The organism is Inquilinus sp. (assembly GCF_057815775.1).
On sequence record NZ_JBYRFX010000851.1, the window covers coordinates 16,592 to 29,155 of the forward strand.

Sequence of the window (12,564 nt, forward strand, 5' to 3'; positions counted from 1 at the left end):
ACCGGCTCACTGGTCGGGTTGGCCGGCGCCCTCGATGGGGTCCGTCCTGGCTGTCGCCTTGACTCTCCGCCACGACAGGTCCATTCAATTCGTTCAAGCCTGATGATCATCAGGCTTGAAGCGACCTTCGCGATCGTTGCCGCCGGCTGTGTTCTGGTCCCAGGCCGGCGTGCAGGTCCTACGAGGAACGTGCGTTTGGAAATGCTCGATTCTGAGTTAAGGCAATGCCGTGACTGTGTTTCTCACCTGCGCCCGCAGATCGGAAAATACCTGCTCCAATCCCACTGCCCGAGCCCGGACGGCGCTGCGGCTCGGCAAGGCCCTCACTGGGATGGGTCACGTCGGCTTGGCTGAGGACGCATTATGAACGCCACAATCGTCGCCAGAGAGGTCGCCGCTGGAGCCGATCAGCAGGATGAGGCCGCTTCCGCCGCCCTGGACACGGACCTGCTCGATCTCGTGCAGGAAAGCCTGATCGTCTTTGGTCTCGATGGGCGGATCTCAGGATGGAACAAGGCGTCTGAACGCATTTACGGATGGTCACGCGCCCAGGTGGAAGGCCGTGCGTTCGAAGAGATTCTCGGCGGTCGCCCATGGCCCGATAACGAGCAGATGGTGAAGCTGGGCTGGGGCGGAGCCTGCTCGATGGAATTGCAGCGGAAGACCTCCTGCGGCAGGGATGTGATCGTGTGCGCCCAATTATCCCTGCGGTACGGTCCTTCCGGAGAGCCTTCGGAGCTTGTCGAGACGGGGATCAACGTCACGGCACGCCGCCGGGCGGAATCCGCCGCGGAGGCCGGGCAGCGGCATTATCGCAACTTGTTCCAGGCGATCCCGGCCTCTGTCTGGGACATCGACTTCTCCGAAGCACGCACCGTGGCTCTCGGTTGGCTGGAGACCGCGGCCGTCGACGCCCGCCAGTGGTTCGCGGAACGGCCGGAGCGCGTGCGCGAACTCATGCGGCTGACCTACGCCCGTGACGTCAACGAACGGGCGCTGGCACTTTTCGGGCCGTGCGAGCGCGAGAATCTGCTGGTGGCTATCGAGAGGTATTGGCCGGAGCAGAGCACTGCCGACTTTGCGGACTGGGTGGTCTCATCGCTCGCGGGACAGTCCCATTTCTCACGTGAGACGCGGCAACGCCGGTATGACGGCCGGGAATTCGATGCCCTTTTCACCGCGAGTTACGCGCCGGGCACCGTGGATGAAGGCCGATTGGTCGTCACCATCGTCGACCACTCGGACGTCAAGCGCGGCCAGGCCGCCGTCCGTGAAAGCGAAGCCTTCTATGCCGATATGTTCCATGGCTCGGCCTTCTCGGCCTGGCATCTGGACGCGACCAAAGCACAGGCATTGCACGCCGACCTTCACCGCCAGGGGATCACTGATTTCGGCGCGCACGTCGCACGTCATCCCGGGCTGGTTTCCGAGGTGATGGAGGCGATCAAGGTCGTCGATGTCAACGATGCGACGCTGCAGTTGTTCGGCGCGACCGATAGAAGCCAGATTGTCGGTGGGTCGATCGCCAGGTTCTGGTTTCCGGATCACCTCGAGACCCTGGTGGGAAGCCTCACGGCGCTGTTCGAAAATGAGCCCACCTTCAAGGGACTCACGCCGATGCGCACGCTCGCGGGCAGCGAGATCAGTGTCATGTTCACGAGTTCGGCATCCAGCACCCTGCGCAGTGCCGGCCAACTCCTCCTGGCCATCGTCGATATGACCGACAAGGTTCAAGCTGAAAACGCATTGGCAGAAATGCAGGCGAATTTCGCCCACGCCGCCCGTGTCTCATCGCTCGGAGAACTGACTGCCTCGATTGCCCATGAGGTCAATCAGCCGCTTGCGGCCATCACAGCCAATGGCGAGGCCGCGCTGCGCTGGCTGGCGCAAGACACGCCGCCATGGGACAGGCTGCGCGGTCTGACCGAGGACATGATTGCCGACGCCAGGCGCGCCTCCGATATCGTGGCAAACGTCCGCTCGATGGCATCGCCCCAGGTCGGCCTGCACCGAAGCTTGTCGCTGAGTGCTCTCGTCGGGGAAGCACTGACGCTGCTGGGCTCTCAGTTGTCGAAGTTCAGTGCGCAGGCCGTATGCGAGCTGCAAGCGGATCTTCCCGAGGTCCTGGGGGATCCGATCCAATTGCAGCAGGTGGTCGTGAACCTGGTCCTCAACGCACTGCAGGCGATGGACCGGAAGCCCGGATCGCGCCTGCGGCTGCGGACATGGGCCGACCTCGACGACGTCCTGCTGACGGTCGAGGACAATGGCCCAGGCATCCAGGCCGGGAATCCCGAACGGCTCTTCAGCAGCTTCTTCACCACAAAGGCCGACGGCATGGGTATCGGCCTTGCGATCTGCCGCACCATTGGCGAGGCCCATGGCGGAGAAATCTCAGCGCGGAATCTGGAGTCCGGCGGTGCCAGCTTCAGGGTGCGCCTTCCCAGGGCGGCAGGCGCAGTGCTCTGAAGCGCCGTTCAGCAGCTATCTCTATGTATAGTTGGCTCCCGGGCCGGGGCGGCTATTCTTGCCGCGGTCCGGATCAAGGAATCGAAAACGCGGCGGTGACCACCGGCTTCAAGCGCATCCGAAGCCGGACGGGCACCGATGAAGATAGAACGCTACCTGTCGCGGAAGCCGGCGCGAAGGCCCTCGGCAACCTCGCGAAGGATCTCCTCAGACAGCGCTTCGTCGTCAACGGCTCGGGCAAGGATCAGCCCGCCGACAAGCGCTGCGGTGGTTCGGATGGCGTCCCGCCTTGCGTGCCGCCTGGTCGGCCAGGGAAAGCGGGATGCGAGCAGTCCGATGAAGCTATGGACGAAGCGGGTCATTGCACCCTGGGCAAGGGGTTCACGGCGTATTTCGGATCCCAAGGCGGACATCAGGCACCCGCTGCCGGGATCATCACGATGGGCCGTACTGAGATACTCGTCGATATAACCCCTCTTGCCGGCAGACGACGCCTCGGTGTCCGCCAGATTGGTCAAAGACTTGGATGCGCCATGGAGGATGCAGGCGCCGATCAGGTCGCTCTTGGATGCGAAGTGATTGTAGAACGAACCATGGGACAGGCCTGCTGACTTCATGATCTCCGGAATGCTGACCCCTTCGAAGCCTCGGTCGCGGAACAGACGGGTGGCTTCATCAAGAACGCGTTGATGCTTTGCGGCGGTTTCGGCGGCTGGATAACGCAATTCCGGGTTCCTCGCGCAAGCCTTCGCTGGCGCGAATTCCATACGCCCTACGGGTCGACGAGGCAATTCAAACCTTATGAACGTCAGGTTACTACCGTCGAGAGTTCCGGCCGATGCACCGGGGAACATGTCCCCGACCGCGGCCAGCGGCGCTTGCCGCGCCCATCATGAGGGTGCCGGCGCCCTGCGCATCTGACGGCGCAGCCACCGTGCCGTCCGTCACCATGACAAACCTTGGAGAAACAGAATGAACGCCACTGGATATTCGACCTGGACCGGCACCTGGAAGGAAGGTGCCGGCACGATCTCCACAGAAAGCGACACCCTGAAGCGCGCGGCCTACAGCTTCGCGAGCCGGTTCGAGGGGGCGGCGGGCGCAAGCCCGGAGGAACTGTTGGCCGCCGCACATGCCGGCTGCTTCAACCAGGCCCTGGCGAACAACTTCGGCATGATCGGTCTCGCGGCCGACACAGTCGAGACCGCGGTCTCGGTCGAGATGGGCAAGGATGAAGAGGACACTCCGGCCATCACCAGGCTTTTCATTACGGTCACCGCCAAGGTCCCGGGCATCAGCCGGGAGCAGTTCGACCACTGCGCCGAGCGCGCCCGCACCCGCTGCAGCATCGCCAAGGCGCTGAAATGCGAGATCGTCATGTCGGCGACGCTGGCTTGAGCTACGACGCCTCAGGCAAGCCTGGGCCGCAACGGACGAGGACCCCATGACAGGCCCCATCAGTATCCTCCTCCAAACGACCATCGAGCCGGCGGAAGACGACTGGAGCATCGATCGGTTTTCGATGCTGCGGGACCATCTCGCCTCGCTTGTGGACGAGCTCGGCTCAGCCCTGTTCAAGGTGACGGCGCGTGACCGCGCCGCGCCGGGCGCTCCCGACCCGATCCTGTCGACGCTGGATGCCTCCGCGTTCGACGAGCTTTGGCTGTTTGCGGTGGACACTGGCAATGGCTTGGACCCGGCGGACTGCGCAGGCATCTCGCGCTTCCGCCGGCGCGGCGGTGGTTTGATGGTGACACGGGATCACATGGATCTCGGCAGTTCGATCTGCGCGTTGGGGGGCGTCGGCGCGGCCCATATCTTCCACAGCCGCAACATTGACCACGATGCCCCCGTGCCGGAGCCTGACGACAAGGGCACGCCGCAGATCCTCTGGCCGAACTTCCATTCCGGCGCCAACGGCGACTACCAGCGGATCAGCGCCCTGGGGCCCGTGCACCCCCTTCTGCGTGATCCAGCTGCCCCGGACGGCGTGATCCATTTCATGCCGGCACACCCGCACGAGGGCGCGGTGGCGGCTCCAGCCGACGATCCTTCCGCACGCACCATCGCCACCGGCGTCAGCCTCGCCACGGGCGACCGATTCAACATCGCCGTGGCGTTCGAGCCCTCAGCGGCTGGCGGCCCGGCCGTGGCGCAATCCACATTCCATCACTTCGCCGACTACAACTGGGATACGGCCCGCGGCTGCCCGAGCTTCGTGACGGAACCGCCGGGAGGCAACCTGAAAGCGACGCCGGAGGCGATGCGCTCCGTGCATCGCTATGTCCAAAACACCGCGCTCTGGCTCGCCGGAATGCTCTAGGCACGCTGCCCGACGCCGTTCCTTAGGGATGGCGAAACGAACACCTCCGCCTCCGAACCGATGACATTGCAGGAGCGATATTCGCCGTGAAAATTCTCTTCCTCGTCTCCAGTGCCGATATCGGCTTCTGGCTCGCCGAACTCACGCATCCCTACTGGCATTTCACCGAGCGCGGAGCGCAGGTGGATTTCGCGAGTCCGGCCGGTGGCAAGGTCAAGTTCGACGCGACAAGCGATCCCTACTCTGCCACGTCGTGGGAGAAGGACGATCTCGTGAGCAAGGGATTCCTGTCGGACAAGATCCTGGCCGCACGCCTTGAGACCACGCTTGCCTTGAAGGACGTGAAACTTGAGGACTATGACGCTGTCCATGTCGTGGGCGGTGGCGGCCCGGCCGTCGATCTGTACCCAAACGACGATGTCGCGCGCATCCTCAGGCATTTCTGGCATGCCGGGAAGGTCGTCGGCACGATCTGTCATGGTTCGATCGCACTGGCGAACATCCCCGAGCTGGTCAGGGGCCGGCAAGCCACCGGGTTCTCCCGCGTCGAGGATGCCGAAGTCGAGAAGCTCTACGGCGCCAACTTCATCCCCAACTTTCCGCAACCCGTCATGGAGGCGGCGGGCCTGAGAGTGTCCTATGCTGAGCCTTGGGGCCTGCATGTCGTCGTCGACGGCAGGCTGGTGACGGGCCAAAACCAGCAATCGGCATCCGAATACGCGATCGCCTTCAATCACGTGCTGGCTGGTTCGATCCCGGTTGTGACGGTGTGAGCCCGGAGCGATCACAGACCCTGCCCGCCTCGGTCCCGGATTTCGCCGTCATCGCGGTGGCCGCGGAGATTGACCGGCCAATCGGCGAAGCCTGGGCGATCATCGGCGATTTCCAAGCGGCGGGCCGTTTTCTGGGCGTGGCCGTAACGATGGCCGACGACCGGCAGGGGATTGGCAGCGTCAGGAGGGTCGGGCCTGAGATCAAAGAGGTGCTGGTTTGCGCCTTTCCCCATGGCTACGCCTACGCTCAGACCCATGGCCCGATGGCACAGCACGCCTACCACGGTAGCGTCGGGCTGGAGCCGGGCGGCACGGACACCTGCAGACTGGTCTACACCTTGGTCTATGACCAGGCGTCAATGAGCGGAGATGTCCGCGTCCAGCAGCGTGAACGACTTTCCGCGCGCTTCGGCGGGATGGTGCAAGCCATGAAGGCAGCTGCTGAAGGCGCGGATCCGTCCTGAGGTTGCCAGGAGGCCGCCTCTCTTCGGCTCTTCTTGCATCTCGATGCCTCAAGCCTGATATACATCATGCTTGAGTGAGGTTCGCCATGGGTCTCGGTAACAGAGCAAAGATCGGCCTGGAGCAGCAGCGTCCGGCCTCCGCCCGGTTGGCAGTCGATGGCGTCTGCGTCCGGCGCCGCCAGACGTCAGAGCTATGCGGCAGTATAGTTGCCGCGCCTTCCGGGTCCGGTATCGTTCCAACGCTCTTCTTGAGGCGGATGCCATGATGAACGCTGAAGCGGTTCATATCGTCGATGATGATCCGTCAATGCGGTCGGCACTCGTGAATCTTGCAGATTCCGTCGGACTAGCCGCCCTGTCCTACGGATCGGTCGACAGCTTCCTCGATAATCAGAACGAGACGATTGCGGGCTGCCTTCTGTTGGACGTCCGGCTGCCCGGCGTGAACGGTCTCGACTTCTTGACGAGAATGGCGGGTTTGGGTCTTCGGCTGCCGGTCATCATGATCACCGGGCATGGCGACATTCCGATGACGGTCCGTGGCATGAAGGCGGGAGCGATCGATTTCCTGACCAAGCCCTTTCGCGATGGCGAGGTCCTCGATGCAATCTCAATGGCGCTTGCAATTGATCGAAAACGCCGCCTCGATGAATCTGGCCGGTTGGACATGATGACCCGCTATGAGAGCCTGACAAAGCGGGAACGAGAGGTGATGGCGCGCGTCACCGCGGGGAAGATGAACAAGCAGGTCGCCGGTGATCTAGGTTTGAGTGAGATCACGGTGAAGCTCCATCGCGGCACGCTGATGCGCAAGATGGGTGTCCGGACGTTGGCCGACCTTGTCAAGCTTTCGGAGCAACTCCGCCCGCGGATTCGAAGCCTCGAGAGCGCGCATCAGTAAACAATTTGCAAATGCTCGCGAATTAGGGAGCAATTCGCTCCGAATGGTGATGGTCTGTAAGGATTACTCTTGCTTGGTGCACCGCTCATTTGCGTTATCGATGACGACGTGTCGGTGCGCAAAGCGCTCGTCGGACTGATCGTTTCGATGGGCTATAGCTGTTGCGGCCATGACTCCGCCGAGGCGGCCCTCGAGTCGGGGGAAGCCGAGGCCGCGGGTTGCATCCTCACCGATATCCATATGCCTGGATTGGACGGCTTTGCCCTGAAACAGGTGCTCGACGCTCGGGGCTGCGGCGCGGGCATGATCATGATGACGGCCCGGTCCGAAGGACATCTTGAGCGTCGGGCGCTTGAAGCCGGGGCGCTGTGCTTCATGCGCAAGCCGCTGCGCGCCGAGGCCCTGGCGAAATGCCTGGCTCGGGCGCTTACGGTGGGTTGAGGCCGACGCATCCATAGACCTACGTATAGTTCCAGCCGCCCTGTCGCCGGCCTAAGAACGCGGATACCGGCGGAGGCGAGGCGCCTTCCTTGCAGGGCCTCTCTCGCAATCCCTTGCACGGCGCTCCCGCCATCTCGGCCGAGATCCGAATGTCGAGCCGCGGTCAACCGGGCCGGCGACATCGCCGGCGTTCCATTTCCCTTGAAAGACCCGCTCGTTGCATCAGCGCGTCATGGAGAGCCTCGTGACGGAAGACTTGGAAACACTGAGACTCCGTGCCGAAGGCGCGGTCCTTTTTGTCACCATCAGCGCGCCGCCGATGAACCTGATCGGACCAGCACTGATCCGTGATCTCGTCACCTTGATCGAACTCCTGGACACCGGCGCCCCCTATCGGGTCGCGGTCTTCCAGAGCGCCGATCCCGACTTCTTCATCCCGCACGTCGACGTTACCAAGGTCAGCGAATACCGGCAGGAGGCCGCGAGGCTGACGGGGGAGGCATCGATCGCCCTGCTCTTCCGCCGCCTGAGCGAGACGAAAGCCGTCACCATCGCCCAGATCGAAGGACGGACCCGCGGCGCGGGCAGCGAATTCGTGCTCGCCTGCGATCTGCGGTTCGCAGCCCGCGAGACGGCCATCTTCTCGCAGTTCGAGCCTTCCTTCGGGCTGACGCCCGGTGGCGGTGGGGTGCAGCATCTGGTTCGACTTCTGGGACGCGGGCGAGCGCTGGAAGTGATGTTGACCGCCGACGACTACGACGCCGATCTTGCGGCCCAATACGGCTGGGTGAACCGAGCCCTGCCGGCCGCAGAGCTCCCGGATTTCGTCTCCAAGATGGCGCACCGGATCGCGTCCTTTCCGGCTGCCGGCTGCCGGGCGGTCAAGGAGCGCGTGAATGCGGTGGCCTTGGCACCCGTCGACGACTTCCGCCACGATTCCGATCTGTTCGGCCGAGGTGTCGCCGACCCGGAAACGCAGCGCCGCATGAAGGCCGCCTTCGCAGCCGGCTTCCAGACCCGGACGCCCGAGCTGGATCTCGCAGATTTGGTCGGGCGGCTGTAGGACGACGGCGAGACGGGAAGTGAGCGCCCAGGCCAACCCTCGATTGGAAACATGGCTTGCCTGCATGAGCAGAAGTGACGGCAGGGCCTGCCAGCCGAGGCCTGCTTCGCGGAACAGCGGGCAGACATGACCAGCCAGATCGTCGCCAGCCTTCTGTTGGCACTCTGCCTCATCGATTGGCGGCTGATGCAGGCCCGCCTGATCTGGGCACGGCTGGCGACGGGGCTGGTCCTGTTCGCCGGGCTGACGGTCGCGGTGGCGCGGGTCGTCGGCTCGCCGCTGCAGCCGGTCTTCGCCGGTGCGAGCATCGAGGAGTTGGTGTGGCAGCAGGCGCTGGCCGCGGTGTGGTGGCTGCTCGCCGCGCGGCTCCTGGTCAATGCCGTGCGAGCCCTTCTCCCGCATGGTGCGTTCCGGAGCGATGGCGGCCTGCTGTCCGATTTGCTGGCGGGGGTGATCTACCTCGCCGCGGCCCTCACCGTCGTCAACACCGTCTTCGGCTTCCCGGTCCGCGCCCTGGTCGCCACCTCGGGCGTGATCGCGATCGTCCTCGGCCTGGCGCTGCAGAACACGCTGGCGGATGTCTTCGCCGGCATCGCCATCGGCATCGAACATCCCTACGCCGTCGGCGACAGGATCTGGATCGAGGGCGGCATTGAAGGCGTGGTGGTGCAAATCACCTGGCGATCGGTCCGGATCCGGACCGACGGCAACGACATCGCCTCGATCCCGAACAGCATCGCCACCCGGTCGCGGGTCATCAATCGCAGCGTGCCGTCAGAACGACGCAACGACGCCGTGCATGTGCCTTGTCCGGCCGACGTCGCGCCGGACCGGGTTGTGGAACTGGTTCGCCACGCCATCCTGCTGTGCCCGACCATTCTCGCGACGCCGCAGGCGGGTGTCGCCCTGTCCAGCGTCGGCAAGCGCTGGAATGTCTACGACGTCTATTTTTCCGTCGCGACCAGCGGCGCGTTGGGCGAGACGAAAAGCACCCTGTTGACCCAGGTGCTGCGTCAGTTCCATTCGGCGGGCGTGGGACCGGTCCCGGGCAGCCATGATACCGTCGAAGACGGCGAAGGACGATGGAAGCGGTCACTGGCCATTCCACTGTTCCAAGCCCTGTCCGCCGATCAGCGGGCCGCACTCGAAAGCCAGGTATTGGTGCGGACGCTCGATCTCGGCGACCTGTTGTTCGCCGAGGGTGCCACCGAGGGCTCGCTTTTCATCATCGTCTCCGGTGTGTTGGAAGTGTTCCGGGCCAGCGGCGCCTCGACGACGATCATCGGCCGCATCGGCGCCGGGGACTATATCGGCGAGATCGGCCTGCTGACCGGTGCCCCGCATGCCGCCTCGGTCAAGGCCATCACCCAAGCGCTCGTTGTCGAGGTCACCAAGGCGCATTTGGCGCCTCTGTTGGCGACGCAGCCCGAGCTGATGCGGTTGTTCGAGGCCGCGGCCCGCCGCGGCCAGGCCCTGGTCGACCGTAACGTCGCGGCCAGCGCTGGCCAGCACGCTATTCCCGCCGCCCAGTTGCTGACCCGGATCAGGGACTATTTCCGCGAACACCACCTTCAGGCTGGGGCAAAGACCCGCCCGACGACACGCGACTAGTGATGACCGATGCCATGACATCCCCGCCGTCACCCGCGACCGAGCCGCGATCCCCCAGCAATGGGCCCGTGGTCGCGTTGCTGTCGCCGCCGGCGGAACCGGAGACAGCCACCCGGCGGGCCCGCTGGTTCTGGCCGCTGGGCCGCGTCCTGCTGATCGCCGCCGCGGTCCTGGCGGCCTGGTTCATCGCCACTCACTGGAACCGGTGGGTCGGGACCAGCCGGTACCAGCAGACCGACAACGCCTTCCTGGCGGGTGACCTCACGCCGCTGGCGGCCAAGGTCTCCGGCTACATCGCCACCGTGCCGGTCCAGGATTTTGCCATAGTCCGGCAGGGCGAGATCCTGGCCGAGATCGAACCATCCGACTATCGCGCCTCGCTGGCACAGGCCGAGGACAATCTCTCGGCGGCGGCTGCCGTGCTGTCCAACCTGACGAACCAGAAGGCGATCCAGCGCGCCCTGATCCGCCAGGCGGAGGCCGCGATCGAGGCGGCCGCGGCCGATGCCACCCGGTTCCATCTCGAGGCCAATCGGCAACGCCTCCTCGTCGGTGGGCATCTCGCCGGCACACCGCAGGCGGTGGAGCAGGCCGAGGCGAACGAGACGCGGTCGGCCGCGCAGCTTCTGCTCGACCGCGCCGTGCTCGACCAGCAGCAGGCCGTGCTCGACGGGCTGGACATCCAGGAGCGGCAACTGGCGGCGCAGCGCGACGCCGCGCAGGCGCAGGTGCAGCTGGCGCAGAACAACCTGCGATACACCCAGATCCGGGCACCGGTCGACGGCATGGCCGGGCAGCGCCAGGTCCGGCCGGGCCAGTTCGTCAATGTCGGCACCCAGATTGTCTCGATCATGCCGCTGCCGAACATCTGGGTCGTCGCCAACTACAAGGAAACCCAGATGACGAATGTCCGCATCGGGCAGCCGGCGCGGGTCACCGTCGACGCTTTCCGGACCTCGTGCTCGACGGCCGGGTGGAGAGCTGGTCGCCCGGCACCGGCAGCGTCTTCGCCCTGCTGGCGCCGGACAACGCGACCGGTAACTTCACCAAGGTGGTGCAGCGGATGCCGGTCAAGATCGTCATGGATCCGGTTCCGGCGCTGGGCACGCTGGTGCGCCCCGGCATGTCGGTCGAAGCGACGATCGATACGGGTGAAGCGGAGGGAGCAAGGTGATCCGGGCAGCGGGCGCGTTCAGTGCCGTCGGCCTCGCCCTTCAGCATTCGCGTCAGGACCACCCGCCACGGCTTCGCATCGACAGCTGGCGGCCCTATGTCGGCCTGATCGGCGTGCTGTTGGGGTCGATCATGGGCACCCTGGGGTCGCGGACGACGAGCTTCGGGCTGGCCGATCTGCGGGGCAGCCTCCATGCAGGCTTCGACGAGGGCGCGTGGATCACCACCAGCTTCGGCGTCGGCCAGATGCTGGTCGGCGTAGCGTCCCCCTATCTCGGGGCGATGTTCGGCGCCCGGCGGGTGCTGCTGACCGGCATCGTGGTCTTCTTTCTGGCCTCGCTGATGGCACCCCTGGCGACCAATCTCACGGTCTTCTTCCTGCTGCTGGCCATAGGCGGCATCGGTTCGGGCACTTTCATTCCCCTGACCATCAGCTTCGTTATCCGCAGCCTGCCCGCCCGGCTCGTCATCACCGGCATCGCCGTCTATGCGATGAATTCCGAGCTGTCCCAGAACGTCGCGGCATCGCTCGAAGGCTGGTTCGCCGACCAATGGTCCTGGCACTGGATCTTCTGGCAATACTGCCTGGCGCTGCCGGTGATGTTCGTCGCCATCTGGTTCGGTGTGCCGCGCGAACCCGTCAACACGGCGCTGCTCACCGATTTCGACTGGCCCGGCCTCGGCTACGCCAGCATCGGCTTCGCCATGCTCTATGCCGGCCTCGACCAGGGCAACCGGCTGGACTGGACCGGAAACGGCCTGGTCGTCGGGCTGCTCACCGGCGGCGGCCTGCTCACGGTCGCCTTCCTGGTCCGGGAGGTCACGGCGCCACGCCCCTTCCTGAACCTGCGCCTGCTGCTGCACGGCAACCTGGTGCTGATCCTGCTGAACCTCGCCGCCATCCGCTTCATCATCCTCTCCACCGCCTACATCATCCCGACCTATCTGCAGGCGGTGCAGAATTTCCGCGAGCTGCAGGTCGGGCAGGTCCTGCTGTGGATCGCCTTGCCGCAATTCGTGATCGTGCTTCCCCTGGCACTGCTGCTGCGCCGGGTCGATGGGCGATACGTCCTGGCCTTCGGCACGGCGCTGATCGGCGCGGCCTGCCTGATGACGGCGGAGATCACCAGCGTCTGGGCGACGGCGGACTTCCTGCCGTCGCAGATCCTGCAGGCGATCGGCCAGTCCTTTGCGCTGACGGCCCTCACCGTCCTGAGCGTGCGCAGCATCGTGCCGGTGGAGGCGCTGACCATCGGCTGCCTGCTGCAGCTCAGCCGGCTGTTCGGCGGCGAGATCGGCACCGCCTTCATGCAGACCTTCGTCCGGATGCGCGAGCAGATCCATTC

The 12,564-nt window shown here is 64.9% G+C and carries 12 protein-coding genes and 1 pseudogene; 12 read left to right on the plus strand and 1 reads right to left on the minus strand.

Annotation, left to right across the window (positions count from 1 at the left end; all coding sequences use genetic code 11):
• Positions 1-363 precede the first annotated feature (363 nt).
• Positions 364-2,469, plus strand: a complete 2,106-nt coding sequence (locus tag AC3XYG_RS30500) for an ATP-binding protein (RefSeq protein ID WP_489143640.1) — start codon at positions 364-366, stop codon at positions 2,467-2,469.
• Positions 2,470-2,621: 152 nt separating this feature from the next.
• Here the strand turns inward: AC3XYG_RS30500 and AC3XYG_RS30505 are convergent, their stop codons facing one another.
• On the minus strand, positions 2,622-3,194 hold the full coding sequence (locus AC3XYG_RS30505; protein WP_489143641.1) for a TetR/AcrR family transcriptional regulator: 573 nt from the start codon (positions 3,192-3,194) through the stop codon (positions 2,622-2,624).
• Between the two features lie 247 nt (positions 3,195-3,441).
• On the opposite strand from AC3XYG_RS30505, the gene AC3XYG_RS30510 reads away from it, so the two are divergent.
• The 11 genes and pseudogenes from AC3XYG_RS30510 to AC3XYG_RS30560 form a co-directional block, all read left to right on the plus strand.
• Positions 3,442-3,867 (plus strand): OsmC family peroxiredoxin, encoded by a 426-nt coding sequence (locus AC3XYG_RS30510; protein ID WP_489143642.1) that lies wholly within the window; start codon positions 3,442-3,444, stop codon positions 3,865-3,867.
• Positions 3,868-3,913: 46 nt separating this feature from the next.
• Entirely contained in the window at positions 3,914-4,792 is an 879-nt protein-coding gene (locus AC3XYG_RS30515) for a hypothetical protein (protein WP_489143643.1), read from the plus strand.
• 86 nt (positions 4,793-4,878) lie between these two features.
• Positions 4,879-5,565, plus strand: coding sequence for a type 1 glutamine amidotransferase domain-containing protein (locus AC3XYG_RS30520; RefSeq protein ID WP_489143644.1), 687 nt, complete (start codon positions 4,879-4,881; stop codon positions 5,563-5,565).
• A complete protein-coding gene (locus AC3XYG_RS30525; RefSeq protein ID WP_489143645.1) occupies positions 5,562-6,029 on the plus strand; it encodes an SRPBCC family protein in 468 nt (155 codons plus the stop codon). Before AC3XYG_RS30520 ends, AC3XYG_RS30525 begins: the two co-directional genes overlap by 4 nt.
• Before the next feature lie 262 nt (positions 6,030-6,291).
• Positions 6,292-6,930 (plus strand): response regulator transcription factor, encoded by a 639-nt coding sequence (locus tag AC3XYG_RS30530; RefSeq protein WP_489143646.1) that lies wholly within the window; start codon positions 6,292-6,294, stop codon positions 6,928-6,930.
• A gap of 69 nt (positions 6,931-6,999) precedes the next feature.
• Positions 7,000-7,371: a response regulator transcription factor gene (locus AC3XYG_RS30535; RefSeq protein ID WP_489143647.1), complete on the plus strand. Its 372-nt coding sequence runs from the start codon at positions 7,000-7,002 to the stop codon at positions 7,369-7,371.
• 244 nt (positions 7,372-7,615) lie between these two features.
• Positions 7,616-8,434 carry an enoyl-CoA hydratase/isomerase family protein gene (locus AC3XYG_RS30540; protein WP_489143648.1) on the plus strand — a complete coding sequence of 273 codons (819 nt, stop codon included), beginning with the start codon at positions 7,616-7,618 and terminating at the stop codon, positions 8,432-8,434.
• Between the two features lie 126 nt (positions 8,435-8,560).
• The gene (locus AC3XYG_RS30545) at positions 8,561-10,045 is read left to right on the plus strand and encodes a mechanosensitive ion channel family protein (RefSeq protein ID WP_489143649.1); all 1,485 of its coding nucleotides are present in this window, start codon (positions 8,561-8,563) and stop codon (positions 10,043-10,045) included.
• 14 nt (positions 10,046-10,059) lie between these two features.
• A pseudogene (locus AC3XYG_RS30550) lies at positions 10,060-10,827 on the plus strand (HlyD family secretion protein); the annotation flags it as partial.
• 176 nt (positions 10,828-11,003) lie between these two features.
• Complete coding sequence (locus AC3XYG_RS30555) at positions 11,004-11,219, plus strand: hypothetical protein (RefSeq protein ID WP_489143650.1); 216 nt, start codon at positions 11,004-11,006, stop codon at positions 11,217-11,219.
• A partial coding sequence (locus tag AC3XYG_RS30560; protein ID WP_489143651.1) for an MFS transporter occupies positions 11,216-12,564 on the plus strand: 1,349 nt, incomplete at its 3' end. The genes AC3XYG_RS30555 and AC3XYG_RS30560, both read left to right, overlap by 4 nt.